Origin of the sequence: Agrococcus casei LMG 22410, assembly GCF_900163565.1 — a bacterium.
Taxonomy (GTDB): domain Bacteria; phylum Actinomycetota; class Actinomycetes; order Actinomycetales; family Microbacteriaceae; genus Agrococcus; species Agrococcus casei.
Genome location: NZ_FUHU01000026.1, coordinates 348,452 through 373,934 on the forward strand (window position 1 = coordinate 348,452; position 25,483 = coordinate 373,934).

28 protein-coding genes and 1 other RNA gene are annotated in these 25,483 nt (G+C 65.6%); 18 read left to right on the top strand and 11 right to left on the bottom strand.

Going from position 1 to position 25,483, the window contains the following annotated elements; all coding sequences use genetic code 11:
• Positions 1–8: 8 nt before the first annotated feature.
• Positions 9–1,526, top strand: coding sequence for a glycerol kinase GlpK (gene glpK, locus CZ674_RS06650; protein WP_086991732.1), 1,518 nt, complete (start codon positions 9–11; stop codon positions 1,524–1,526).
• Here the strand turns inward: glpK and CZ674_RS06655 are convergent.
• Together CZ674_RS06655 and trpD are read right to left on the bottom strand one after the other, a co-directional pair.
• Entirely contained in the window at positions 1,523–2,479 is a 957-nt protein-coding gene (locus tag CZ674_RS06655) for a hypothetical protein (protein ID WP_086991733.1), read from the bottom strand. The two genes, glpK and CZ674_RS06655, sit on opposite strands and share 4 nt — an antisense overlap.
• A complete protein-coding gene (gene trpD / locus CZ674_RS06660; protein WP_086991734.1) occupies positions 2,452–3,510 on the bottom strand; it encodes an anthranilate phosphoribosyltransferase in 1,059 nt (352 codons plus the stop codon). The genes CZ674_RS06655 and trpD overlap by 28 nt, the downstream gene beginning before the upstream one ends.
• 89 nt (positions 3,511–3,599) lie before the next feature.
• Here trpD and ctaE point away from each other — a divergent pair, with 89 nt between their 5' ends.
• The 4 genes from ctaE to qcrB are packed head-to-tail and all read left to right on the top strand — an operon-like array spanning position 3,600 to position 7,801.
• Entirely contained in the window at positions 3,600–4,220 is a 621-nt protein-coding gene (gene ctaE, locus CZ674_RS06665; RefSeq protein WP_086991735.1) for an aa3-type cytochrome oxidase subunit III, read from the top strand.
• Positions 4,221–4,236: 16 nt separating this feature from the next.
• Positions 4,237–5,037: a cytochrome bc1 complex diheme cytochrome c subunit gene (qcrC, locus tag CZ674_RS06670; protein WP_086991736.1), complete on the top strand. Its 801-nt coding sequence runs from the start codon at positions 4,237–4,239 to the stop codon at positions 5,035–5,037.
• Between the two features lie 56 nt (positions 5,038–5,093).
• Positions 5,094–6,209, top strand: coding sequence for a cytochrome bc1 complex Rieske iron-sulfur subunit (gene qcrA, locus CZ674_RS06675; RefSeq protein ID WP_086991737.1), 1,116 nt, complete (start codon positions 5,094–5,096; stop codon positions 6,207–6,209).
• Positions 6,206–7,801 (top strand): cytochrome bc1 complex cytochrome b subunit, encoded by a 1,596-nt coding sequence (qcrB, locus tag CZ674_RS06680; RefSeq protein WP_086991738.1) that lies wholly within the window; start codon positions 6,206–6,208, stop codon positions 7,799–7,801. Before qcrA ends, qcrB begins: the two co-directional genes overlap by 4 nt.
• A gap of 55 nt (positions 7,802–7,856) precedes the next feature.
• Here qcrB and CZ674_RS13990 read toward each other — a convergent pair whose 3' ends face one another.
• Entirely contained in the window at positions 7,857–8,033 is a 177-nt protein-coding gene (locus tag CZ674_RS13990) for an SPOR domain-containing protein (RefSeq protein WP_143244666.1), read from the bottom strand.
• A 32-nt stretch (positions 8,034–8,065) separates the two neighbouring features.
• Here CZ674_RS13990 and map point away from each other — a divergent pair, with 32 nt between their 5' ends.
• Together map and ppgK are read left to right on the top strand one after the other, a co-directional pair.
• Positions 8,066–8,977 (top strand): type I methionyl aminopeptidase, encoded by a 912-nt coding sequence (map, locus tag CZ674_RS06685; RefSeq protein ID WP_086991739.1) that lies wholly within the window; start codon positions 8,066–8,068, stop codon positions 8,975–8,977.
• On the top strand, positions 8,970–9,770 hold the full coding sequence (ppgK, locus tag CZ674_RS06690) for a polyphosphate--glucose phosphotransferase (RefSeq protein ID WP_086991740.1): 801 nt from the start codon (positions 8,970–8,972) through the stop codon (positions 9,768–9,770). Before map ends, ppgK begins: the two co-directional genes overlap by 8 nt.
• A gap of 7 nt (positions 9,771–9,777) precedes the next feature.
• Here the strand turns inward: ppgK and rnpB are convergent.
• The 3 genes from rnpB to CZ674_RS06705 form a co-directional block, all read right to left on the bottom strand.
• An RNA gene (gene rnpB / locus CZ674_RS06695) (RNase P RNA component class A) lies at positions 9,778–10,119 on the bottom strand.
• A 17-nt stretch (positions 10,120–10,136) separates the two neighbouring features.
• Complete coding sequence (locus CZ674_RS06700; RefSeq protein ID WP_441352319.1) at positions 10,137–10,874, bottom strand: zinc ribbon domain-containing protein; 738 nt, start codon at positions 10,872–10,874, stop codon at positions 10,137–10,139.
• A gap of 49 nt (positions 10,875–10,923) precedes the next feature.
• Positions 10,924–11,742, bottom strand: coding sequence for a Nif3-like dinuclear metal center hexameric protein (locus tag CZ674_RS06705; RefSeq protein ID WP_086991742.1), 819 nt, complete (start codon positions 11,740–11,742; stop codon positions 10,924–10,926).
• An 84-nt stretch (positions 11,743–11,826) separates the two neighbouring features.
• Here CZ674_RS06705 and CZ674_RS06710 point away from each other — a divergent pair, with 84 nt between their 5' ends.
• Together CZ674_RS06710 and CZ674_RS06715 are read left to right on the top strand one after the other, a co-directional pair.
• On the top strand, positions 11,827–12,600 hold the full coding sequence (locus CZ674_RS06710; protein ID WP_086991743.1) for an ion transporter: 774 nt from the start codon (positions 11,827–11,829) through the stop codon (positions 12,598–12,600).
• A gap of 122 nt (positions 12,601–12,722) precedes the next feature.
• A complete protein-coding gene (locus CZ674_RS06715; protein WP_086991744.1) occupies positions 12,723–14,141 on the top strand; it encodes a gluconokinase in 1,419 nt (472 codons plus the stop codon).
• Here CZ674_RS06715 and CZ674_RS06720 read toward each other — a convergent pair.
• On the bottom strand, positions 14,138–14,806 hold the full coding sequence (locus CZ674_RS06720; RefSeq protein WP_234988469.1) for a FadR/GntR family transcriptional regulator: 669 nt from the start codon (positions 14,804–14,806) through the stop codon (positions 14,138–14,140). The two genes, CZ674_RS06715 and CZ674_RS06720, sit on opposite strands and share 4 nt — an antisense overlap.
• A gap of 177 nt (positions 14,807–14,983) precedes the next feature.
• Between CZ674_RS06720 and CZ674_RS06725 the strand changes: the two genes are divergently transcribed.
• The 3 genes from CZ674_RS06725 to CZ674_RS06735 are packed head-to-tail and all read left to right on the top strand — an operon-like array spanning position 14,984 to position 18,208.
• Positions 14,984–16,381 carry a GntP family permease gene (locus CZ674_RS06725; protein ID WP_086991746.1) on the top strand — a complete coding sequence of 466 codons (1,398 nt, stop codon included), beginning with the start codon at positions 14,984–14,986 and terminating at the stop codon, positions 16,379–16,381.
• Positions 16,382–16,400: 19 nt separating this feature from the next.
• Positions 16,401–17,168: an SDR family oxidoreductase gene (locus CZ674_RS06730; RefSeq protein ID WP_086991747.1), complete on the top strand. Its 768-nt coding sequence runs from the start codon at positions 16,401–16,403 to the stop codon at positions 17,166–17,168.
• 23 nt (positions 17,169–17,191) lie between these two features.
• A complete protein-coding gene (locus CZ674_RS06735; protein ID WP_086991748.1) occupies positions 17,192–18,208 on the top strand; it encodes a zinc-binding dehydrogenase in 1,017 nt (338 codons plus the stop codon).
• 3 nt (positions 18,209–18,211) lie between these two features.
• Here CZ674_RS06735 and CZ674_RS06740 read toward each other — a convergent pair whose 3' ends face one another.
• Together CZ674_RS06740 and CZ674_RS06745 are read right to left on the bottom strand one after the other, a co-directional pair.
• A complete protein-coding gene (locus tag CZ674_RS06740; RefSeq protein ID WP_086991749.1) occupies positions 18,212–18,913 on the bottom strand; it encodes an SDR family oxidoreductase in 702 nt (233 codons plus the stop codon).
• Positions 18,910–20,193: an MFS transporter gene (locus tag CZ674_RS06745; protein WP_086991750.1), complete on the bottom strand. Its 1,284-nt coding sequence runs from the start codon at positions 20,191–20,193 to the stop codon at positions 18,910–18,912. The genes CZ674_RS06740 and CZ674_RS06745 overlap by 4 nt, the downstream gene beginning before the upstream one ends.
• 54 nt (positions 20,194–20,247) lie before the next feature.
• Between CZ674_RS06745 and CZ674_RS06750 the strand changes: the two genes are divergently transcribed.
• Genes CZ674_RS06750 through CZ674_RS06770 form a run of 5 tightly spaced genes read left to right on the top strand, consistent with a single transcriptional unit; the run spans position 20,248 to position 23,410 of the window.
• Positions 20,248–20,751 (top strand): ArsR/SmtB family transcription factor, encoded by a 504-nt coding sequence (locus CZ674_RS06750; protein ID WP_086991751.1) that lies wholly within the window; start codon positions 20,248–20,250, stop codon positions 20,749–20,751.
• Positions 20,752–20,806: 55 nt separating this feature from the next.
• A complete protein-coding gene (locus CZ674_RS06755) occupies positions 20,807–21,325 on the top strand; it encodes an RNA polymerase sigma factor (RefSeq protein ID WP_086991752.1) in 519 nt (172 codons plus the stop codon).
• A complete protein-coding gene (locus CZ674_RS06760) occupies positions 21,322–21,948 on the top strand; it encodes a methylated-DNA--[protein]-cysteine S-methyltransferase (protein WP_086991753.1) in 627 nt (208 codons plus the stop codon). Before CZ674_RS06755 ends, CZ674_RS06760 begins: the two co-directional genes overlap by 4 nt.
• Positions 21,949–21,965: 17 nt before the next feature.
• The gene (locus CZ674_RS06765) at positions 21,966–22,565 is read left to right on the top strand and encodes a DNA-3-methyladenine glycosylase I (RefSeq protein WP_086991754.1); all 600 of its coding nucleotides are present in this window, start codon (positions 21,966–21,968) and stop codon (positions 22,563–22,565) included.
• A complete protein-coding gene (locus CZ674_RS06770) occupies positions 22,565–23,410 on the top strand; it encodes a DNA-3-methyladenine glycosylase family protein (protein ID WP_086991755.1) in 846 nt (281 codons plus the stop codon). Before CZ674_RS06765 ends, CZ674_RS06770 begins: the two co-directional genes overlap by 1 nt.
• Before the next feature lie 10 nt (positions 23,411–23,420).
• On the opposite strand, the gene CZ674_RS06775 is transcribed toward CZ674_RS06770, so the two are convergent.
• Complete coding sequence (locus tag CZ674_RS06775; RefSeq protein ID WP_086991756.1) at positions 23,421–23,945, bottom strand: DnaJ family domain-containing protein; 525 nt, start codon at positions 23,943–23,945, stop codon at positions 23,421–23,423.
• A gap of 38 nt (positions 23,946–23,983) precedes the next feature.
• Positions 23,984–24,961: a helix-turn-helix transcriptional regulator gene (locus CZ674_RS06780; protein WP_086991757.1), complete on the bottom strand. Its 978-nt coding sequence runs from the start codon at positions 24,959–24,961 to the stop codon at positions 23,984–23,986.
• A gap of 97 nt (positions 24,962–25,058) precedes the next feature.
• Here CZ674_RS06780 and CZ674_RS06785 point away from each other — a divergent pair, with 97 nt between their 5' ends.
• A complete protein-coding gene (locus CZ674_RS06785; RefSeq protein ID WP_086991758.1) occupies positions 25,059–25,457 on the top strand; it encodes a VOC family protein in 399 nt (132 codons plus the stop codon).
• Positions 25,458–25,483: the final 26 nt, after the last annotated feature.

Here is a 25,483-nt window from a genome sequence, read left to right on the forward strand (position 1 = left end):
ACAGAACAATGAACGACTACATCATCGCAATCGACCAGGGAACGACGTCATCGCGCGCCATCGTGTTCGATCACGAAGGCAAGATCGTCTCGACCGGACAGATGGAGCATGAGCAGATCATGCCCCACGCCGGCTGGGTCGAGCACGACCCCAAGGAGATCTGGAACAACACCCGCGAGGTGATCGGCCAGGCACTCTCGAAGGCGAACATCACACGCCACAACATCAAGGCGATCGGCATCACCAACCAGCGTGAGACCACGGTCGTCTGGGACAAGAACACGGGCGAGCCGGTCTACAACGCCATCGTCTGGCAGGACACCCGCACGCAGAAGATCGTCGACCGCCTCGCAGACGGCGACACCGACCGCTACAAGAAGAAGGTCGGGCTTCCGCTCGCAACCTACTTCGCCGGCACGAAGATCATCTGGATCCTCGACAACGTCGACGGAGCTCGCGAGAAGGCTGAAGCCGGAGACCTGCTGTTCGGAACCACCGACACGTGGGTGCTCTGGAACCTGACCGGCGGCGTCAACGGCGGCGTGCACGCGACCGACGTCACGAACGCCTCGCGCACCCTGTTCATGGACCTCGAGTCGCTCGAATGGGACGACGAGATCCTGAAGGACTTCGGCGTTCCGAAGTCGATGCTGCCCGAGATCCGCTCCTCGTCTGAGATCTACGGCCACGCGGCTGGCGAGTCGCTGCTTCGCGAGACGCCTATCGCAGGCATCCTCGGTGACCAGCAGGCTGCCACCTTCGGCCAGGTCGCGTTCGACCGCGGCGAGGCGAAGAACACCTACGGCACCGGAAACTTCATGATCTTCAACACCGGTGAAGAGATTGTCGCCTCCGAGAACGGCCTGCTCACCACGGTCGCGTACAAGCTCGGCGACCAGCCGACCAACTACGCGCTCGAGGGCTCGATCGCCGTCACCGGCTCGCTGGTGCAGTGGCTTCGCGACAACCTCGGCCTGTTCTCAGACGCAGCGCAGGTCGAAGACCTGGCGAAGTCGGTCGAAGACAACGGAGGCGCGTACTTCGTGCCTGCGTTCTCTGGCCTCTTCGCACCGTACTGGCGTCCCGACGCCCGCGGTGCGCTCGTCGGCATGACCCGCTATGTCAACAAGGGGCACATCGCACGGGCCGCCCTCGAGGCGACCGCCTTCCAGTCGACCGAGGTGCTCGACGCCGTCAACGCCGACTCCGGCGTCGACCTGACCGAGCTCAAGGTCGACGGCGGCATGACGGCCAACGACACGCTCATGCAGTTCCAGGCTGACCTGCTGCGCGTGCCCGTCGTCAAGCCCGTCGTCGCTGAGACGACGGCTCTCGGTGCCGCATACGCGGCCGGACTCGCCGTCGGCTACTGGAAGGACCTCGACGACCTGCGCAAGAACTGGCAGGAAGACAAGCGCTGGGAGCCCCAGATGGACGAAGAGGAGCGTGACCGCACCTACCGCAACTGGAAGAAGGCAGTCACGAAGACCTTCGACTGGGTCGATGACGACGTCGACAACAGCTAGAACGGACGGTACGTCTGGTTGACGAGCACAATCGTCAGCGAGACGGCCACCAGCATCACGATCACAAGACGTGTGCTGGAGATCGCAAGCAGAGTGCGCGCATACCATTCACGGTCGCCCTTCAGTGCGGCTGGTGTGCGAAGCACTCTGCTTGCTCGTTCTACGGCCCATACGTCGATGAACAGCCAGAACGCCACCCACCCCTGCAGGTACCGGGTGTCGGCCTTCGGGTCGAGGTCGTGCATCCGACTCTTGTACTCGATGCCGTACAGCGGAACCGCACTGCGAACGTACGAGTCGATCCACGCGCAGAAGAAGAGCATCGGCACCGTCAGCACCAGCGTCACCGACCAGATGTACGCCTCGTCATGGCTCACATCGGACTCGCCCAGCCCCGAGGGCACTGCGAGAGAGCGGATGAGCGTCGAGCCGAACAGAAAGTGCAGTCCGCAGACGATCGAGTACAGGCCCATCGTGATGATGCACGAGATCGGATGCCGCATGCGAAGCGTCAGCCAGTAGGCCATGAGCGCGCCGACGCTTGCGAAGCGCAGCGCATCCTGCATCCCGTAGGTCACCTGGAAGCCGAGCTCGCCGGCAGCGATGAGCGAGCGCGGTTGGATCATGAGGGTGAACGCCAGCAGCGCGAACAGCGCCAGAGCGCGGTTGTGCGCATTCGTCGGAGCTGCGAGCACCCCGGCTGCGAAGAGCACGCACGACAGGTAGCGCAGCGACTGGAGCGTCAGGAAGTCGGGCGGCTGCGTGACCATCGACGGCAGCGCGAACCCCGCGAACACGCCTGAGATGAAGATCGCGTAGAGCAGCAGCGAACGATGACGAGCGCCGCCCCAGGCGAGCTCGACGATCTTCCACGGCGCCACCGCCGAGCGGGTGAGCCGTGTGCCCGCGCCCTTTGCGGGCGTGCCTAGCGGGACTGCACCGCGGAGCGCCATGCATCCAGCTTCTTCTGCGCCGCGCCGCTCGCCAGCGCCTCGGTCACGATCTCGAGCTGCTCGCGGATCCGCTCCAGCAGCGGCCGCCCCGTCTGCCCCTGGCTCGTGTGCAGCTGCCAGGCTGCTCGGCCGACAGCGGCGTTCAGCAGCACGATGTCGCGCACCGGCCCTTCTTCGCCGGCCATCGTGGCCTCGAGCACCTTCGCGTTGTGCTCGGGGTCGCCTCCGCGGAGGTCTTCGACGCTGGCGCGAGGGATGCCGAGCTCACGGGCATCGAGCGAGTACTCGATGACGTCGCCGCGAAACACTTCGAAGATCTGGGTGAATCCGGTGGTCGACACCTCGTCGAGGCCGTCTTCGCCGCGGAACACGAGGGCGGTGGCTCCACGAGTCGCGTAGACGCCGACGAACTTCTCGATCATCGCCTTGTCTGCGACGCCAAGTGCACTGGCCTCGGGCCTGGAGGGATGCACGAGCGGGCCGAGCACGTTGAACACGGTCGGGATGCCGAGCGACTTGCGAAGCGCTGCGACATTGCCGAAGCCCGGGTGGAACCTCGCGGCGTGCGCGAAGGAGATGCCGACTTCGTCGAAGATCGCGCGCACGACCGCCGGATCGCTGCTCTCGGGCACGAGGCCGAGCACCTGCAGCACGTCGCCCGTGCCGGTGAGCGACGACACAGCGCGATTGCCGTGCTTCAGCACGGGAACTCCGGATGCGGCGACGACGATCGACGCCATCGTCGAGATGTTCACGGTCTTGAGACGGTCGCCGCCGGTCCCGACGATGTCGAGCATCTCGCTGCCGCCCGGCAGCTCGAGCGCATGCGTGAGGACTGCATCACGGAACCCGACCAGCTCTTCTACCGACTCGCCCTTGGCCCGAAGCGCCGCGAGGAGTGCTCCGATGTGCGAATCGGGCGCATCTCCGGTCATGATCTGCTCCATCGCCCACGCGGCCTGGCCGATCGAGAGGTCGTCTCCGGCGATCAGCGTTTCGAGCACGGTGGGCCATGAATTCAAGTCCTGCATGCACTCAGCCTACGACTTCCCGCCACGCAGGTCAGGCAACATCGGAGTGCGCCGAGTATGGCTAAGATGGATTCGTGTCCAGCACCACTATGTCTACCCCGAGTCCCCAGCAGCTCGTGAAGCGGCCCAACACCGTTGCGGTCGGCACGATCGTTTGGCTTGGCAGCGAAGTCATGTTCTTCGCAGGCCTGTTCGCGATCTACTTCACGCTTCGCTCCGCAACCGGCGACCACTTCGCGACCACCTCAGAGATGCTCAACGTGCCTCTGGCGACGGTCAACACGATCGTCCTGGTTCTGTCGTCAGTCACCTGCCAGATCGGCACGGCCATCGGCGAGCACGGACGCAAGCGACGCACGGGCGGCCTCCTCAACGTCGCCAAGTGGGGCATGATCGAGTGGCTGTACCTCACCTACTTCATGGGCGCCTTCTTCATCTCGGTGCAGGTCTTCGAGTACGCCATCCTCCTGTCTGAGGGCGTCTCCATGGCAACCAGCCCCTACGGCGCTGGCTTCTTCATCACCACCGGCTTCCACGGCATCCACGTCGCCCTCGGCCTCTTCGCCTTCCTGTTCGTGATCGGACGCGCATATGCCGTCAAGCGACTCACGGCGAAGGAGAAGACGACGGCCCACGTCGTGTCCTACTACTGGCACTTCGTCGACGTGGTCTGGGTCGGTCTGTACTTTGTCATCTACTGGTTCCGGTAACGAGAGGAACACCACATTGGCTAAGCGAAAGAACAGAGGCCGCAGGCACCCTCTCGCAAGCGCAGCGCTCCTGATCCTCGGGCTCGCAGCTGTCGGAGGCGGATACACAGTCGTCAGCGAGGCAGCAGACGCATCAGCTCCTGCCCCCGCAGCGTCGCAGCTCACTGCCGAAGACGGTCAGCGCCTCTACATGGCGAACTGCGCGACCTGCCACGGCGTCGAAGCAGTCGGCACCAAGAACGGCCCCACGCTCATCGGAGTCGGCGCAGCATCCGTCAACTTCCAGGTGATGACCGGACGCATGCCCCTCGCCTTCCAGGGACCCCAGGCTGACCAGCGCAACCCGCAGTTCACGCAGGAGCAGTCCGACGCCATGGGCGAGTACATCCAGACACTCGGCGCTGGCCCCGACAAGCCCGATGAGGAGTGGCTCGACACGAGCGCAACCGGCGTCGACATCGCCAACGGCGCTGAGCTCTTCCGCATCAACTGCGCCATGTGCCACAACGTCGCCGGCGCAGGCGGTGCGCTCACAGAGGGCAAGTTCGCTCCGAACCTGCACGACATCGACGGCGCCCACATCTACGAGGCCATGCTCACCGGCCCGCAGAACATGCCCGTGTTCAACGACAACAACATCAGCCCTGAAGAGAAGCGCGACGTCATCGCGTACCTCCACTACCTCGACGAGAGCCCCAGCGTCGGCGGTTGGGACCTCGGGTCACTCGGCCCGGTCTCAGAAGGCCTCTTCATCTGGACGCTCGGCCTCGGATCAATCGTCGCACTCACGGTGTGGCTGACATCCCGTCCGAACTGACAACCCTCACACAGCCCATTTTCTGATTCACCTCCCTTGACACCGAAAGGACGAGCATGACGGCGCATGAGAATGCCGATGCAACTCCGCACGGAGACGCACTCGACAAGATCGACACCGGCTCCGCAGTCGTGACCGATGACGGCTTTGAGAACCCAGGGTTCCCGCCGCACAAGCCACGCCAGACCGATCTCGACCCGCAGAAGGAGAAGCGGGCCGAGCGACAGGTCTTCGGCTGGTTCCTCCTCTCGATGGTCGGTTCAGTGTTCGCGATCGTCGCGTACTTCGCCTTCCCCATCACCGAGAGCGACCTCGGCTCAGTCCGGCTGAACAACCTCTTCCTCGGTCTCGGGCTGTCGCTCGGACTCCTGGGCATCGGCTTCGGCGCAGTCCACTGGGCACGCCAGCTCATGAGCGGTGAAGAGATCGCTGAAGACCGCCACCTGACTCGTGGCACCGAGGCGACTCGCGCTCGCGCAGTCGAGATCTTCAAGCTCGGCGACGAGGAGTCCGGATTCTCGCGTCGCTCGCTGATCCGCAACTCGCTGATCGCAGCACTCGCACTCTTTCCGCTGCCTGCCGTGTTCATGTTCCGCGACATCGCGCCCAAGGAAGACGCCGTCGAGGCCATCGCCCACACGATGTGGGAGGCAGGCACACGCCTGGCCCTCGACCCGACCGGAACCCCGATCAAGGCAGACGACGTCACCATCGGATCCGCGTTCCACGTCATCCCCTTCGGCATGGACAACCACGCGCACGACTACCTCGACCAGAAGGCCCTCGCGGTCGTCCTGCTCATGAGGCTTCCGGCCGAAGACCTCAACGAGGTCGAAGGCCGCCGCGGCTGGTCGTACGACGGCATCGTCGCGTACTCCAAGATCTGCACGCACGTCGGCTGCCCCGTTGCCCTGTACGAGCAGCACACGCACCACCTCCTGTGCCCCTGCCACCAGTCGACGTTCGACGTGACGAACCACGCGGCAGTCATCTTCGGCCCGGCAGCCCGCCCGCTGCCGCAGCTGCCGATCGCTGTCGACGACGAGGGCTACCTCGTCGCACAGAGCGACTTCACCGAGCCGATCGGCCCGTCGTTCTGGGAGCGCCAGAACCACGTCAACAACGATGAGCACGTTCAGGTGCTCGGCCAGAACACGGAGGACCGCGCATGACTGCCACACAGGCTGCACGCAAGCAGTCCCTCACGTCGAAGGCATCGAACTACCTCGACGAGCGCACAAGCATCTCCGGTGCCGTCTCGTTCCTCGGGCGAAAGATCTTCCCCGACCACTGGTCGTTCATGCTCGGTGAGGTTGCGCTCTACTCATTCGTCGCCATCCTGATCTCGGGCACATTCCTGACGTTCTTCTTCGACCCGTCGATGACGCACGTCCCCTACGAGGGCTCGTACGTGCCGCTCAAGGGCATCGGAATGTCGGTGGCCTACCACTCGGCGCTCGACATCTCGTTCGACATCCGCGGCGGCCTGCTCATGCGTCAGGTGCACCACTGGTCTGCGCTGCTCTTCGTGGCCTCGATCGGTCTGCACATGCTGCGCGTGTTCTTCACGGGCGCATACCGCAAGCCCCGCGAGATCAACTGGGTCATCGGCTTCCTGCTCTTCATCCTCGCAATGGCTGAGGGCTTCACTGGCTACTCGCTCCCCGACGACCTGCTCTCGGGCAACGGCCTCGCGATCATCAACGGCATGGTCAAGGGCATACCGCTCATCGGCACCTGGATCTCGTACTTCTTCTTCGGAGGACTGTTCCCGGGCACGGCGATCGTTCCGCGACTGTACATTCTGCACATCATGCTGCTGCCCGCGATCCTGATCGCATCCCTGGGCCTCCACATGCTGCTGCTGATCATCAACAAGCACACGCAGTTCGCTGGCCCCGGCCGCACCAAGGGCAACGTCGTCGGCTCGCCCATCATGCCGGTGTTCGCCGCCAAGGCCGGAGGATTCTTCTTCCTGGTGTTCGGTGCGATCATGCTGATCGCTTCGCTCGTCACGATCAACCCGATCTGGAACTACGGCCCCTACGACCCGTCCCCCGTCTCGGCCGGAACCCAGCCTGACTGGTACATCGGCTTCGCTGACGGCGCGCTGCGCCTCGTTCCCCCGGGCTGGGAGGTCGAGCTGTTCGGCTACACGCTGACCATCGCGATCCTCGCACCCATGGCTGTGATGGGCGTGTTCCTTGTGCTCGTCGCCTTCTGGCCGTTCATCGAGGCCTGGATCACCGGCGACAAGCGCGAGCACCACATGGCTGACCGCCCCCGCAACAACCCGACGCGCACAGCGATCGGCGCGGCAGGCATCATCTTCTACGCGGTGATGTGGGCGGCCGCCTCGTCCGACCTCATGGCAACGCACTTCAGCCTCAACGTGTTCTACGTGATCCACGTGCTGCAGGCTCTGCTCATCCTCGGCCCGATCATCGGGTTCTGGCTGACGAAGCGCATCGCCATCGGACTCCAGAAGAAGGACCGCGAGATGGTCCTCCACGGCTTCGAGTCCGGTCGCATCGTGCGCAAGCCCGGCGGCGAGTTCATCGAAGTGCACCAGCCCGTCGACGAGTACGAGCGCTGGCGCCTCACCAGCTTCGACGCCTACGAGCCGACCAAGGAGCGCCCGAACTCTGCGGGTCGCATCACGGCAGGAACGAAGATTCGCGGCTCGCTCTCACGCTGGTTCTTCGAGGACCGCATCACTCCTGTGACGAAGAGCGAACTCGAGCAGTCGAAGCACGACCACTGAGCACGCTGAAAGAGGGGGATCGATTTCGATCCCCCTCTTTCGCGTCTCAGATGCGTCAGTCGTTCTCTTCTGCAGCATCCTCCTCGGCCCACTCCGCAGCCCGACGACGCATCACCTCTGGTGCGCCGGCAGCCTCCTCTGCAGTGCCGAACGGGCCGGCCAGGTCTGCGGGAAGCGACTGACGCCCCTCCTCAACCTCTCCGGTTCGCATGTTGTACCAGTACTCAGCCATGTTTGCCTCCTAGTGAAACTAGACTCGACACTATGCCAAAGAACTCTGACGGACATCTGATTCCCGGAATCGTGCACGCCGACCCCGCCCCCGCATCCGCCATCACCAAGCCCGAGTACGTCGGTCGCAAGGCGCCTGCGAAGCACACCGGCGGCAACGTCTACACGGCCGAGGAGATCGAGCGCATCCGCACGGCTGGACGCATTGCCGCAGACTCGCTCGATGCAGTCGCCGAGGCCGTCAGACCCGGCGTGACGACCGAAGCACTCAACCGGGTCGCATACGACTACCTGGTCAGCAACGGTGCGTACCCGTCGACCCTCGGCTACCGCGGCTTCCAGAAGGCGTCGTGCACAAGCGTCAACGAGGTCATCTGCCACGGCATCCCCGACGACACCGTGCTTGACGAAGGCGACATCGTGAACGTCGACGTCACGGCATTCGTCGACGGCATGCACGGCGACCTCAACCGCACGTTTGCAGTGGGCGAGCTCAGCGACGACGTCGAGCAGCTCGTCGAGCGCACACGGGAGTCGCTGCGCCGCGGCATGAAGGCAGTGATGCCCGGGCGCCGCGTCAACATCATCGGTCGCGCGATCGAGAAGTACGCCGACCGGTTCGGCTACGGCGTCGTGCGCGACTTCACCGGCCACGGCGTGGGCCGCAGCTTTCACTCGGGACTCATCATCCCCCACTACGACACCGAGCGCTTCGACGACCTCATCGAGCCCGGCATGGTCTTCACCATCGAGCCCATGCTGACGCTCGGAACCCACGCATGGGACATGTGGGACGACGGCTGGACGGTGACGACGCGCGACAAGTCGATCACGGCACAGTTCGAGCACACCATGGTCGTGACCGAACGCGGCGTCGACGTCCTCACACTCTCAAGCGCCGAGATCGCGGCGCAGAACGCCCCGTCAGGAGACCAGAATGACTGAAGCCCAGTCCAGCGAGACTCAGCCCAGCGGTGCACAGGCCAGCAGCGCACAGGCGATCGGCGTCGACATTGGCGGAACCGGTGTGAAGGCCGCGCTCGTCGATGCTGTGTCCGGAACACTGCTGAGCAAGCGCATCAAGGTGCCGACTCCTGAGGGAGGCGAGCCCGACGACATCATCGACGCGGTGTGGTCCCTCATCCAGAAGCTCGGAAGCCCTGAGGTTCCTGTCGGCGTGACCTTCCCCGCGGTCGTCCGCAACGGCCGCACGATGAGCGCAGCCAATGTCTCGCATCAGTGGATCGGCCTTGAGGCAGAGCGGCTGTTCGAGCAGCGCCTCGGGCGCGGCATCACCTTCGTGAACGACGCCGACGCTGCTGGCGTCGCCGAGCAGCGCTTCGGCGCGGCAAAGGATCAAGGCGGCCTTGTGCTCGTCACGACCCTCGGCACCGGAATCGGCTCGGCATTCATCTACAACGGCGTGCTGCAGCCCAACTCCGAGCTGGGCCACCTGCTCTGGCACCAGGGCGATTCAGCAGAGAAGCTGCTCTCGGCGCGAGCACGCGAGCGGCGTGACCTGGCCTGGGTCGACTGGGGCCGCGAGCTCACCGACTACTACCGCCACCTCGAGGTGCTGTTCAGCCCGAGCCTGTTCGTGATCTCGGGCGGGGTGTCGAAGAGCCCCGAGAAGTTCGTGCCGCACATCGACATCGAGACACCGATCGCCATCGCGACGCTGAAGAACAACGCGGGCATCATCGGGGCTGCGGCACTCGCGCACGACGCGGTCTCCTGAGAGGCAGCGAGATGGCCGGCCGATACGCCGGGTTCTGTCGTGGACGGTCATCTATCTGGGCCGTGCGTTGCCGCACGGCTCTAGCAACCAACCCGAAGACGAGACGAGCCGCCTCAGTGTCTTCCTACTTGGTCTTGCTCCGCGTGAGGTTTGCCTAGCCGCCGCGCTCACACGCGACGCTGGTGGTCTCTTACACCACCGTTTCACTCCTTGCCGGCCAGGCCGGTGGACTTGCTTTCTGTTGCACTTTCTCGCGGGTTGCCCCGGGTGGGCGTTACCCACCACGCTGCTCTTCGGAGCCCGGACGTTCCTCGCAGGCCGAAGCCAACGCGACCGCCTGGCCGACCATTTCGCTGAAGTTCGAGTCTACAGCGCTATGCCGCCAGCCGGACGCACGAGAATCGCACTGCTCGTGGGGCACTGCACGACGTCGTCGTCGGATGCGCGTCCCACCTCTGCGAGTTCGGCTGCGGTGAGCTCGACCCCGGCGGCAACCGACAGGTTGCCCCGCAGCTCAGACACGCCGAAGCCGTAGCGGCTCCTGATCTTCTCGTAGAGGGCCAGCAGGTCGCCCGGGAGAGTCGCTGCCACGGCCTTGCGCTCGGCATCGATGCCGTCGAGCTCGGTGCGCGCCACTTCGGCCTCTGCGTCGCGCTGCGACACGAGTGCATCGCGACGCGAGCGGACCTCGTCGGCTGCTGCTCGCGCATCCGCCAGCTCCTGCTGGGCTGCCTCGAGCTGCTCCATCGACTCGAGCTGCTGCTCGTCGAGCTCGTCACGACGTCGCCCGAGCGTTGCCAGCTCCTGCTGCAGCGCCTGTGCCGTCTTCGCGTCGGCGCCCCCGTCGAGGCGCTGCTGATCGCGTGCACGGCGCTGCTCCACGACGCCCGCGTCGTCTTCGAGCCGCTTGATGACCGCTGTGATGTCGTCTGCGCTGCCGAGCCTATCGAGCACGGCCCGGTCGAGTTCGACGAGCCTGTCGGAGAGCGAATCGATCTCGGCTGCCTGCGGAGGGTTGGCGATCGCGCGCTGCGCTCGTGCGATCGACGAGTCGATCAGCTGCAGCTCGAGAAGCCTTCTCTGGTCGTTCGGTGATGCTTTCATCGCCACGGGTGATCTCCTTCTTGACGTATTCGACAACTGTAGTGCGGCGCTACTGCGGCAGCGCGAAGTCCCAGGGGTCGGTGCGAAGATCACTGACCGTGATCTCGACTCCAGGAAGCCGTTCTGCGAGCTGCTCGCGCGCGGCATTCAGCCAGAGCCATTCGCTCGCCCAGTGCGACAGGTCGATGAGCGCGGGGCCTGCGCCCATCGAGTGACGATCACGCGCCTCGCTCGCGGGGTGATGCCTGAGGTCGGCAGTCACATACGCATCGGCTTCGAGCACGGCTTCATGCTCGAGCAGGGAGTCGCCGGCGCCGCCGCAGACGGCGATGCGCTGCACGGTCTCGGTGTAGTCGCCGGCTCCTCGCACGCCCGTTGCGGTCGAGGGCAGCGACTGTGCGAGCTTGGCGGCCAGCGCCCCGAGCGTCGTCGGCTCGGGCAGCGTGCCGATGCGGCCGAGGCCGATGCTCTCGTCTGCGCCGTTCGCGACGATCGGCCGCGTCTCTGTCAGCCCGATGGCCCGCGCAAGCTCGGCGCTCGTGCCGCGCTCGACGATGTCTGCGTTGGTGTGCGCGGCCAGGAGAGCGATGCCCGAGCCGATGAGGTCGGTGACGATGCGCCCCTTGGGCCGGTCTGCGGCGACGGAGGTGACACCGCGCAGCAGCAGCGGGTGGTGCACCAGCAGCATGTCAGCATTGAGCTCACGAGCCTCGGCGGCGGTCTCAAGCACCGGATCGACAGCGAGCAGGATGCGCTCGATGCGCTGCGAGGGATCCCCCGCAACAAGCCCGACGGCGTCCCAACCCTCTGCCCGATCGGCCGGCCACAGGTCTTCAACGACAGCGCGTACATCAGAGAGGGTCGTCATGGCTACATTCTAGGCGGGACTCACAGGCGTCCCACATGAGACGTGCACTTGAATAACTCTGTGAACTCTCAGAACAGCAGGTCTATGCGCACGCGAGCGCAGGCACTCGTCGAGCATCGCGTGTTCCAGGCGACCATCATCACGGTCATCATCGTCAATGCCATCGCCATCGGCGTGCAGACCTACCCTTCGCTCACGCACAACCCTCTGCTGGTCGCGCTCGACACCGTCGTGCTCGGCATCTTCACGGTCGAGATCCTGCTGCGCCTCTACGCGTACGGCTGGCAGTTCTTCAAGGGCGGCTGGAACTGGTTCGACCTGCTCATCGTGATCTCGTCATACCTGCCGACCGGCGGCGCACTGCAGGTGCTGCGCGTGCTCAGGGTGCTGCGGGTGCTGCGACTGCTCTCGTCGGTGCCCAGCCTCCGCAAGGTGGTCAACGCGCTCATCACCGCGATTCCGGGCATCGCCTCCATCGGCGGGCTGCTGGCCATCATCATGTACGTCTTCATCGTGGCCTGCACGATGCTGTTCGGCCCCTACTCCCCCGACTTCGCAGACCTCGGCAGGTCTACGGTGTCGCTGTTCAAGCTGCTGGTCGGCGACGGCTGGAGCACGATCGTCGATCCGCTGCAGGCCGAGCTGCCGTGGGCCTGGACCTTCATGATGTTCTACGGCGTCGTGTCGACGTTCGTGATCCTCAACCTCTTCATCGCCGTGACGACGCAGGCGATGCAGGAGCAGCAGTTCGAGGATCCCCAGCCGACCGTCGTCGAGCAGCGCATCCTCGACGAGCTCGCGCTGCTGCGCGGCAGGCTCGAGGATCCCGAGCAGCCGAAAGCCTCGACGTCTTCGTGACCGCAGCCCCATGACGGTGGCGCCCTGCCTCAAAAGATCATATTATTGATCGAACGGCTCCTCACAGGGGGCGCTCTGCATCGATTCTCGGCACGAAGAGTGCACCCGACGAAGGGACGCGCATGATCATCCTGGCGCTGGAGGCAAGCACCACGTCTGCGAAGACCATGCTCTTCGACACGGCAACCCAGGACGTCCAGGTGCTCACCAGGCGATTTGAGACACAGGGATCGAACGCAGTGCGCGACGGCGACTCGGTGTTCACACAGCTCATGGCGCTCGGCCGCGAGGCGGCGGCCGGCCACGACATCGACGCGATCGCCCTCTCGAGCACCTGGCACGGTCTCACGCTCCGCCGCCCCGATCTCTCGGCGGTGACGCCCGTCTACGAATGGCCGTACACAGGTGCACAGGGGGCAGCCGCGCTCTACCGCCGCGACGCCGAATTCAAAGACTGGTACTACCGCCGCACGGGCTGCATGGTGAACGCCATCTACCCGTCCTTCAAGCTGCGTCACCTCAAAGACCAGGGCGTCGACCTGAAGGGCACCATCGCACTCGACCAGGGCAGCCTGAACTTCGCGCGCCTCACGGGCCGAGTGCAGACCAGCCACGCGCTCGCGTCGGGCTCGGGCCTGCTCTCGACCGATGCTCCCGAGTGGGATGCCGAGGTGCTGAAGGTCCTCGGCATCGACGATGTCGCACTGCCCGAGCTCGTGGACGGCCTGACCACTGCCCCGCTCACCCCTGATGCCGCAGCGCACCTCGGTGTTCGAGCGGGCATCCCGGTGACGATCCCCGGCCCCGACGGCGGACTCAACCAGGTCGGCGAAGACGCCCGAGGCGACGGCGACATGACCTTCTCGATGGGCACCAGCGGCGCACTCAGGTACTCGGTGCCCGAGCCCTCGTTCTCACCGTCGCTCAGCACCTGGACCTACCGGTCTCCGGTCGGCTGGCTGAGCGGTGCGGCGACGAGCGGATGCGGCAACTGCGTCGACTGGGCGCGGGATCTGCTGTTCGGGCACTCGACGGATTTCAGCGAGATCGAGCCGCAGCTGTCAGCCGATCGCAAGAGCCTGCCGCTGTTCATGCCGTTCCTGTTCGGCGAGCGCTCCCCCGGCTGGCAGGATCAGCGCCAGGGTGGCCTGCTCGAGCTGCGCCCAGAGCACACGCGCATCGACATGTACCAGGGCGTGCTCACGGGCATCGTCTCGTCGCTCTACCACTGCTTCCTCGTGCTGCAGGAGATCAACGGCATCCCCGAGCGCATCATGCTCTCGGGCGGCGTCACGTCGTCGCCGTTCTGGCTGCAGATGACCGTCGACATGTTCGGCCAGCCCATGCGCGTCTCGTCGCTGCAGCACGCCTCAGCAGTCGGCGCCGTGAAGATGGCGCTGATGGCCAACGGCGAAAGCCCCGACCAGCCTGCCCTGCAGGACACCGAGCCGCGCATCGTGCATCCGAACCCCGAGCGCACGGCCGAGCTGCGGGTCGAATTCGAACGCTACCTCGCGGCGTACGAGCAGACTCGCGCCTAGTCGACCGCGACTTCTGAGAGCACTGCCTCGACATACCGGCGAGTGGCGGCCTCTGCGGCGTCCTCGTCACCGTCTGCGATCATCCGTGCCGCTGCGACATGATTCGCCAGCGCGTCCTCGAACGGGTTCGCGGGCGTCTGGCCGTGCGAGTGACGACCCGTGAGCATCTCGGCGACCGTCTCTTTGATCGACGAGAAGAGGGGGTTTCTGCTCGCGGTCAGGATCAGGTTGTGAAATTCGATGTCTGCGTCGAGATACTCGTCGCTGTCACCCTGGCCGGCATCGCCGAGCCGCTGCAGCTGCTCGGCAAGCTGCAGCAGCTGCGCTCGCTCGAGTGGGTCTGCATGCCTCGCCATCAGACGCGCGGCTGTGGGCTCGATGGCGAGTCGGAGCTCGGTCAGGGCGACGATCTGCTGATCTGCCTGCGGCCCGTCGAGTCGCCAGCGGATGAGCTGCGCGTCGAGGTTGCTCCAGAGCTCGGGCTGCTGCACCGTGACGCCCACTCTGCGGCGCGACACCAGCATCTGCTTCGCCTCGAGCACGCGCACCGCCTCGCGGATCACCGTGCGCGAGACCTCGTAGTGCTCTTCGAGCTGCGCGAGCGTCAGAACGCTGCCTGCCGCGACCTCGCCGCTTGCAATGCGAACGCCCAGATCATCCAGCACTGAACCATGGGATGCCCGAGCCACGACGCCCTCCTCATAAATACGATGATTAGTACGCAAAGATACGATCTTTATGTATTCTAGCTGTGATTCCGCAGCGAGCGGAACACTTTGAATCCTAAGACCCGGTGCGGCTGCAAGCCTGTGCCTGGCTGAATGTCAATGGAGATGTCGGTTATGGAACTCGAAACCTGGGAGCAGACGCTGGGCGCTGCACCGCTGCTCGGAATCGCGGCGGGAGCCATCGCGGCGATCCTGCTGCTCATCATCGTCTTCAAGGTGCACGCGTTCGTCGCCCTTGTGATCGTGTCGCTGCTGACAGCTGTCGCCACGGGCATCCCGACGCAGTTCATCTCAGAAGTGCTCGTCGACGGCTTCGCCGGGACGATCGGCTCGGTGGCGCTGCTCGTCGGCTTCGGTGCGATGCTCGGAAAGCTCGTCGAGCATTCCGGCGGCGCGAAGGCACTCGCTGACGCCCTCGTGCGCCTCTTCGGCGAGAAGCGCGCCCCGTTCGCGCTCGGCATCGCATCGCTCATCATGGGCTTCCCGATGTTCTTCGACGCGGGCCTGGTCATGATGCTCCCCATCATCTTCGCTGTCGCGCACCGCGTCACAGGTGGCAAGAACGTGCTGGCCTACGGAATCCCCGCAGCAGCTGCGTTCTCGGTCATGCACGTGTTCCTGCCCCCGCACCCCGGCCCCGTCACGGCAGCCGGTGAGTACGAGGCGAACATCGGCATCGTCCTGCTCGTCGGCCTCGTCATCGCGATCCCCACCTGGCTGCTGACCGGTCACCTCTGGGGCAAGTTCGTCGGCCGCAAGTTCGTGCTGCCCGTTCCGACCCTCTTCGGGGGCGTCGACGAGGACCAGCCGAAGAACCCGCCGCGCGTCTCGACCATCATCCTGCTGCTCCTGCTTCCGATGGCCCTCATCTTCCTGAACACCGGGCTCACGACGCTCGACGCCGCAGGCTTCGTCGACGCGTCGCAGGGCTGGGCTCAGGCGCTGATCCTCATCGGCAACTCCCCGATCGCGCTGCTCATCACCGTCGTGGTCGCAATGCTCGTGCTCGGCTGGCGTCGCGGCCAGAAGGGCACCGCGGTCGAGAAGCTCGTCGACTCCTCGCTCGGCCCGATCGCCAGCGTCGTCATTATCACCGGTGCCGGCGGCATGTTCGGTGCCGTGCTCCGCACCTCCGGCATCGGCGAGGCGCTCTCGGAGACGCTCGACAGCTGGGGCATGCCCGTCATCTTCGCGGCATTCATCATCGCAGCCGTCATCCGCGTCGCACAGGGCTCGGCAACCGTCGCGCTCGTCACTGCCGCAGGCCTCGTCGGCCCGGCCGTGCTCGCGGGCGACTTCAACCCGATGCAGATTGCAGCCATCACGCTGGCGACAGCAGCCGGCTCGGTCTTCGCAGGCCACGTCAACGACTCGGGCTTCTGGCTCGTCGGCAGGCTCATGGGCATGGACGTCAAGACCACGCTCAAGGTCTGGACGGTGCAGCAGACGATCCAGTCGGTCACGGCATTCCTTCTGGTGCTGGTCGTCTACAGCCTCGCCTCGTTGTTCTGATTGCGAAAGTGAGTCACCCATGAACAGCCTCTTCGACATCTCGGGCCGCCTGGCTCTCGTGACCGGTTCGTCACGAGGGCTGGGCAAGTCTCTGGCTCTCGCGCTCGCGGATGCCGGTGCGTCTGTCGTCGTCCACGGTCGCGACGAACAGGCCGTCGAGGCTGTTCGGGCAGAGGCCGAGCAGCGTTCGGGCCAGCCGGCTCGGTCGGTGGTCTTCGACGTGACGGATGCGCAGGCGACTCGCGCAGGAATCGACCGGCTGATCGCAGATGCGGGTGCACCCGACATCCTGATCAACAACGCGGGCATGCAGCGTCGTGCCCCGATTCACGAGTTCGACGTCGACGACTGGGACCAGATCGTCGCTGCCAACCTCTCGAGCGCGTTCTACGTGTCGCGCGCGGTGCTGCCGCACATGGTCGAGCGCCAGTCGGGCAAGATCGTCAACATCGCGTCGGTGCAGTCGCTGCTGGCTCGCCAGACGATCGCACCGTACTCGGCGACCAAGGGCGGCATCGCGCAGCTCACGAAGGGCATGGCCGCCGATGTGGCCCGCTTCAACGTGCAGGTGAACGCCCTCTCGCCCGGCTACTTCGCGACCGAGATGAACACCGCGCTCGTCGAAGACGAAGCGTTCAACTCGTGGCTCGTGAACCGCACGCCGGCACAGCGCTGGGGCTCGTTCGAAGAGCTCAACGGAGCACTGCTGTTCCTCGCCTCAGACGCGTCGAGCTTCGTCTCCGGGCAGAACATCTTCGTCGACGGCGGCATGACCGCGGTCGTCTGACACTGAGCCAGGAGGGCATCACCATGCGCGCAGCATTCATCACCGCGAAGCAGACCGTCGAGGTTCGCGACGTGCCGACACCCGAGCCTCGTGAAGACGAGGTGCGCATCCGCGTCGACTACGTGGGCGTGTGCGGCTCAGACCTGCACTACTACTTCGAAGGCGCGAACGGCGCGTTCGTCGTGCAGGAGCCGCTGGTGCCCGGGCACGAGCTCTCGGGTCGCATCGACTTCGACCCGAAGGGCGAGTGGGCTCCCGGCACCGGCGTCACGGTGCACCCTGCGCGCTTCGGCGACAGCCAGCCGGGCATCGAAGACGATCCGCACCTGTGGCCGAACGGGTCGTACCTCGGAAGCGCCTCGACCTGGCCGCACACGCAGGGTGCTCTTGCCGAGCAGCTGGTCGTCGACAGGTCGATGATCCGCGTGCTGCCTGAGTCGCTGACGGTGCGCACCGCGGTGCTCGCCGAGCCGCTCGCGGTCGCCATGCACGGCGTGGCGAAGGCGGGCGACGCCATCAAGGGCGCTCGCGTGCTCGTGACCGGCTCGGGCCCCATCGGCCTGCTTGCGATCGCCGCCGCGCTCGACGCTGGCGCCGCATCCGTCACTGCCACCGACGTGCTCGAAGGGCCGCTGCAGCGTGCGCTCGGCATGGGCGCCGAAGCCGCGATCAACGTGGCGACCGACGAGGTTCCCGAGGGCGCATTCGACGTCGTGCTCGAGTGCTCGGGCGTCGCTCCGTCGATCTCGACCGCATTCCACGCTGCCCGCAAGGCCGCAACGGTCGTGCAGATCGGCATGGTGCCGAACGAGCCGCGGCCCGTCAACCTCGCGCCGTTCATCTCGAAGGAGCTGCGGGTCTACGGCACATTCCGTTTCAAGGACGAGATCGATGCCGCAATCAGCCTGCTCGCGAAGCGGCCCGAGATCGAGCTGGTCATCACGCACGAGTTCGACGCCGGCAACACGGCAGAGCTGTTCGCAGTCGCCAGAGACTCAGAGGCCTCCGGCAAGGTCATCGCGACCGTCTGGCCCGAATAGCGCTCAGGCGGCGTCGGGGTTGACCGTGACGGTGTTCAGATTGGCACCGCGCGGCATCCTCACTGCGGCTGCGACGGCCAACGCGACGTCTGCGACGCGCAGGTGGTCGTTCGGGTTGTAGCCGGCATCATTGCCCGCCTGGATGCGCTGCTGCATCGCAGTGTCGACCCGCCCCGGATGCACCGAGACGACTCGGACTCGCCCCGCCTCTTCTTTGCGGAGCGCATCCGTGAATGCCGTCAGCGCGAACTTCGAAGCCGAGTAGAGGCCCCACTCTGCGCCGGCATGGAAGCCGGAGCCCGAATTGATGGCAAGCACCATGCCTCGGGCCTCGCGCAGCTTCGGCAGCAGCATGCGCGTGAGGTCGGCGACCGCCACGACGTTCAGCTCGAACACATCGCGCCACTGCTGGCGCTCGAGCGTCTCGATCGCACCGTTTCCTTCGACGCCTGCCGAGTGGATCACGACATCGACGCGGCCCACACGCTCGATTGCTGCGGCGACATCGTCGCCATCGGTCAGATCGCACACCCAGGCCTCGGCCGACGGCAGGCTGGCAGCGATCTCGGTCGCAAGCGCCTCGTCGCGCCCGCCGACCAGCACGCGGTGGTCGCTGCCGAGCTCCTTCGCGATCGCCTGGCCGATGCCGCGCGTGGCGCCGGTGACGAGTGCAACGGGTCGTGTGGTCTGGCTGTCAGTGCTCATGCACCCATCCTGGCATCGGCGTCGGGCAGCTCGCTCATCTTCCAGAACGGGCCGGTGACGACGAACAGCGCTGCGAGCAGCTGGCCTGCAGCACCGACCCACATTGTGCCGACGACGCCGATCGCAGATGCCAGCAGGCCCGATGCGAGCGCCGCGATCGGCATGACACCCCAGACGCAGAAGCGCACGGATGCGTTCATCCGGCCCAGCAGCCGCTTGGGTGTCACCCGCTGGCGGAAGGTCACCTGTGTGATGTTGTACGCGAGGATGGCGACGTTGCCGATGAAGAGCTGCGCGACGAGCAGCGGAAACGCGACGTCTGGGAACGACGCGGCCAGCGGCAGCAGCACCGCGACCAGTGCGAGCACGATGGCGCTGACGGGAATCGAGCGGGCTTCGCCCAGCAGCTTCACGATGTGCGGCGTTGCCACTGCCCCGACGAGGCCGCCTATCGCTCCGAGCGAGAGCAGCACGCCCATCGTCTCGACCGAGAACCCGAGGGTTCGCAGCAGGAAGATGGGCAGCATCGTGAACGATAGTGTGTTGAAGAGGTTCGAGACTGCCGTGGTGCCGACGATGCGGCGCAGCAGCGGGTTGCCGAAGACCCAGCTGAGCCCCTCGCCGATCTCCTTCATGATCGGCGCCTTGTCGTCGCCTGCCCGCGGCTCCTCGGTGTCGCGCGTGAGCAGCAGGGCGACCGCTGAGACGAGGTAGGTGCCGACCGTGGCGAGTATCGCAAGCGGTGCCGTGAGGATTCCGACGAGCCAGCCGCCGACTGCGGGGCCGCCGATGTTGGCGAGCTCGCGCGTGGCCTCGAGCTTGCCGTTCGCCTCTGCGATCTGCCTGCCGGGCACCAGCGACGGGATCACGCTCTGATACGAGACGTCGAAGAACACGGTTGCGATGCCGAGCACCAGCGCAACGGCATAGAGTTGCCACATCGCGAGCACGTCGAGCCACCACAGCAGCGGCAGCAGCGAAAGAGCGACGGCGCGCACCAGGTCGGCCGTGATCATGACTCGGCGCTTGCGCATGCGATCAATCCACGCGCCGGCTGGCAGACCCACCACCAGGAAGGCCGCGACAGCCGCTGCATTGAGAAACCCCACCTGCAGCTCCGTGGCGTTCAGCAGCACGACAGCGAGCACCGGAATGGCGAGCTCAGTGATCTGCGTGCCCGCCTGAGCAAGAGTCTGCCCGCCCCAGAACGTCAGGAAATTTCCGTCGCGCCACAGCGATCGGCGCGCCTGGGTTTCCTCAGGTTCATGTCTCGTTGTCATATCGATGAGTGTCCCGTAGTGATTGACTCTCGTCAATCAACGTAGTATGGCTGTATGAACGATGACCGTCAGCAGGCAGCGGCACGCGCACTGAGCTCGCCACTGCGACTCCGCGTGCTTCGACTGTGCGGCTTCGAGGCCAGAACCAACAAAGAGCTGGCCGAGCTGCTCGACGTCAATCCTGGCACGATGCTGCATCACGTGCGAACCCTCGTGCGCACTGGGTTCCTCGCCCCAGAAGAAGAGCGCTCCGGCGCCAAGGGCGCTCGCGAGGTGCCGTACAGGGCGACGGGTCTGTCGTGGCGCACGCCGCTCCCCCGCGGCTCGCGCGTGCTCGTCGAGGTGTTCCTGCAGCAGCTCGAGACCGTCGAGCCAGAAGACCTCAAGACCACCTGGATGGGACTCCGGCTCAACGACGAGCACAAAGAGGAGTTCAAGAATCGCATGTACGAGCTGCTCAATGAGTTCAAAGACCGCGGCCCCGACCCCGACGGCGCACCGTACTCGTTCTTCAGCGCGCTGCACCCCGACCAGAACCCGCCCGCACCAGAGCACTGACGCAGATTCCGGTGCCGCATCTCACATTCTCGGTCGCTGACGCGTCTGCAGGGTGATGAACACGCACACACCATTCGAAGCGGCAGTCCAGGCGCACGGGGCGACCGTGCTGCGCGTCTGCCGCGCTGTGCTCGGCCCGCACGCAGATGCCGACGACGCATGGTCAGAGACGTTTCTCTCAGCGATGCCGGCATGGCCGAAGCTGCCTGAGAGCACCAACGTCGAGGCGTGGCTGGTGCGCATCGCACACCGCAAGGCCATCGACGTGACGCGGCGCAGAGCTCGTCAGGCTGTGCCGGTCGAGCACCTGCCAGAGACGCCGGCCGCTGCAGGGTCGCAGGGTCGGTCGCAGTCGGATGCGCGCTCGGCCGAGCGACACGAGCTCTGGAGCGCAGTCGGCGACCTGCCAGAGAAGCAGCGCAAGGCCATCGCCTACCGCTACCTAGGGTCACTCCCCTACGACGACATCGCCGAGCTGCTGGGCGGCACAGCCGCTGCCGCCAGGCGGTCGGCCGCAGATGGGCTGCAGTCCCTCAGGCGGCACCCTGCATTCAGAGACCACGACGGAGCATGAAGATGAACGAGCAAGACAGCAAGATCGAGAGGGCCCTTCGCGAGCTGACCGACCCATCATCTGGCGAGCTCTCGAGACTGCAAGACAGGTTGGTCGCCGATGCTCGCGCATCCGGCAGCCTCGACGTCGTCTACCGACTGGTCGACTCGCCCGTCGGCCGCCTTCTCGTGGCTGCGACCTCGAAGGGCATCGTGCGCGTCGCCTTCGAGATCGAGGGCTTCGACAGCGTGCTGAGCGACGTCGCGGCGAAGGTCGGGCCGGCAGTCCTGCGGTCGTCTACAGAGCTCGAAGTCGCCGCGCAGCAGATCGACGCGTATTTCGACGGCTCTCGTCACGCATTCGATCTGCCGCTCGACGACCGACTCTCAGCCGGCTTCAGGCAGCTGGTGCAGCGTCATCTGCCGCAGATCGCCTACGGCTCGACGCAGACGTACAAGCAGGTTGCCGAGCTCGTGGGCAACCCGGGCGCAGTCCGCGCGGTCGGCACAGCGTGTGCCACCAACCCGCTGCCCATCGTGGTTCCCTGTCACCGCGTGCTGCGTACCGACGGCACGATCGGCGGCTACCTCGGCGGTCCCGATGCCAAGCGCACGCTGCTCGACCTCGAGCGCCAGGCAGCCTGAGACTGTAGCCTCGGCCCATGACTGACGCTGCTCTGATTCTTGGCGACGACGGCCTCGCACGGCCCGCGTGGGCAAGCGCTGACCCGCTCATGCGCGAGTACTACGACACCGAGTGGGGCATGCCGGTGCGCGATGAGCAGGGCATGTTCGAGCGGCTCAGTCTCGAGGCCTTCCAGTCGGGGCTCTCGTGGGCGACGATCCTGCGCAAGCGGCCCGCCTTTCGCGAGGCGTTCGCAGGCTTCGCACCAGACGAGGTGGCGGCCTTCGACGAAGACGACTTCGATCGCCTCATGGCCGATGCAGGCATCGTGCGCAACAGAGCGAAGATTCGGGCAACGATGCAGAATGCTCAGGCGACAGTGCGGATGCGCGACAAGGGCGGCCTGGCGGCCTTCGTCTGGTCGTTTCAGCCCGGCGACACCCCGCGGCCGGTGTTGCTCGACGAGATCCCCACCCAGTCGCCCGAGTCGAAGGCGCTCGCAAAGGCGCTGAGAGCCGAAGGCTTCGCGTTCGTGGGGCCGACGACCATGTTCGCGCTCATGGAGGCAGTGGGCATCGTCGACACGCACCTGATCGGCAGCCACCGACGAGGCACATCGGGAGTCTGGTCCGACTGATGGCGGCTCCGCTGTTCGTCGCTGCTCGCGGCCCATGGGATCGTGCCGCCGCGCTGCACTCGCTGTCGACCCACGCGATAGATGGGCTCGACCGTGCAGAGCCTGATGAGGCGCGTCACACACGGGTCATGCGCGTCGAGGGTCGGGCTCTTCCGGTCACGGTGCGGCTCAATGCAGACGGAGTCCGTGCGACCGCAGCCGATGGGCCTCCCCTCCCTGATGCCGCCGCGCCGCTGATTCGTCGCTGGTTCGATCTCGACGCCGACATCGAGCAGATCGATGCGCACCTCGCGGGGTCTGCGGTGCTGGCCCCGCAGGTCTCGCAGCGCCCAGGCATCCGCATCACGCGCTACGTCGACGACTTCGAAGCGGTGGTGTCGATCATCCTCGGCCAGCAGGTCACGCTTGCGGCCGGCCGCATCTTTCTCGGTCGGCTGGTTGACGCCTTTGGCGAGCCGGTCGACGGTCTGCGTGCCTTCCCCACGCCCGAGAGGCTCGCCGAGACCGAATTCGAGGCTCTGCGCGACGCATTGCGCATGACTCGAGCACGTGCGGCCACGGTGCACGACGTGTCGCGTCTCTATGCCGACGGATTCACGCTGAAGCGCGGCGAAGGTCGGGCCGAGTCGCTCGGCACGCTCGCAGCCGTTCGCGGCATCGGCCCCTGGACGCTGTCGACACTCGGCATCCGCACGCTCGACGACACGGATGCGCTGCCGACTTCAGACGCCGTCCTCCGTCGTGCGCTCGCCGCGCATGACCTCACCGTCGATCATCCGCACCTGCAGACGTGGTCGCCGTATCGAAGCTATGCGACGGTGCGGCTGTGGTCGATGGGAGCGTGACGGTGATGCTTCATCGCCGCAGCCCGAACCACCGGCGACGCGGACGCTCGGCTGGCGTCTCAGGCTGAGGCGGCTCGACCTTGGCCGCAGCCTGTCGCTCCGCGCGACGGGTGCGCCAGGCGGCGATCTCCGTCGCGACCTCGCGGGTCGGCGTCACCACCGGCGGGCCGCCCTGCAACTGGCGGCGAGCGCTGACCACGCGCCTGTTGAAGTCCTCGAGTGCTTCGCGCACGTCTTCTGCGCGACTCATGCCGTCGAGCCGGTCGTCAAGCTCGGCGTTCTCAACGCGCAGCGACAGCGCAGGAGGTCCGAGTCCGGTCAGGTTCTCGTTCTCGATCTTGCGACGAATCCACCAGTCGGGATCGCTCTTGCCATCGAGACCCTCGAGCGGTTTGCCGGAGCCAGGAAGGTCATCGAACTCGCCTCGGCGGATCGCCTGCTGAATCGAGGTCTCGATGATCGCTGAGCGCTCGAGCTCGCTGTGGCCGCGAATATCTGGCGGTCCGCCGGGCTGGTCGCGAGCGTCGTGGCTCATGAACCCAGCCTACGCGATGCATTCACGCCGCTGAGGTGTCATTCATTGGCGTATTGCGACATGATCCTCTGGCCGAGCGCAGACAATGCGGCACGAACTTCCTGTGGCTCAATCACTTCGAGAGCCGAGGTCCATCCGGCGAGCTGCTCCGCCAGCGCCTCTGCGTGCTGAGCGCTCACCTCCATGACCGCACGACCCCCAGCCTGAGGCGACACTTCGAGCATCTTCGCCTGCTCGCCGAACCGATCAAGCACGGCGCGAACTGCCCACGGCTCCACCGCAACGGTTGCGTGCACGGCTCCTCTCAGCCCCTCAACGCGGGCAGTCATGCGTGCCCACGCGCTCTGAGCGTCGAAGTCGTCTGGCGCCACACCGCTGCGGGAGTCACTGTCGAGCTGCTCAATACGGTCGACCCTGTAGGTGCGCATTCGACTGACATCAGCAATCGGGCCTTCGTCGACAACTGGAGCTGCAAGCAGATACCAGTGCGAACCACGGCTTCCCAACACCAGCGGCACCACCTCGGCTGACACTGCGCCGCGGGAGCCAGCGTATTGCATTCGCACTCGTTGACGACTTGCGACAGCCCGCTGCAGCTGGGCGACTGCAGCTGTCTCTGTGTCGTGCCGCACTTCTCCCCACGAGCCTTCGAGCACCGTGGCATCAGCAACTCGCTGCGCAGACTCACGAAACGGTGCAGGCGCGGCTCGCATCAGCTTGCGCATGGCCGCAACACGCTCGGGCTCCCTCGACGCATTCTGCGCAAGGCCGATCAGGAGTGAAGTGAGCTCGGTCTCGGTCAGGCCCGTGAGATCAGTGCGGGCACCGCCGACGAGTCGCCATCCACCTCCTCTCCCCCGAGTCGAATACACCGGCACACCAGCCATCGACAGCGCCTCGAGATCGCGGCGCGCAGTCGGCACCGACACTTCTAGCTCTCTTGCCAGCTCGGCGGCAGTGATCACCTGCCGCCCCTGCAGCAGCAGCAGTGCCTGAATGAGCCGATCCGCGCGCATCCGCAACTCTTTCCGGTCGAGTTCTCTGAAGTGATCAGTAGATGATCACTTCAGCAATCAGTGTAGAAGACACACACCTTCAACCAAAGGAGAAATCATGTTCCGCGGACTCGCAAACCTCAACCTCGTCGCCGACGACATGACGGCAGCCATCGACTGGTACACGAGGGTCTTTGATTCGCCGCCGTACTTCGTGAGACCCGTTGATGCACCAGCGCAGTATGCCGAGTGGTGCTTCGGTGATGATGACGACGAATTCGCTCTGATGGATGCGCGATTCCGACCCTCGCTGGATGCGCCGGGCGGTGCACTCGTCAGCATGCACGTCGACGACATCCATTCGTCGGTCAAGCGCCTTCTCGATCTTGGCGCGACGACATTCGATCCGGTCACGCAGCGTGGCGACGGCTGGTGGTCGGCATCAGTCAGCGATCCATTCGACAACCTCGTGGGCCTGATCCAGAGCCCACACTGGGCGGCACAGCACGAAGCGTGACGGCGGGCCCGACGGAGCTGTGGACG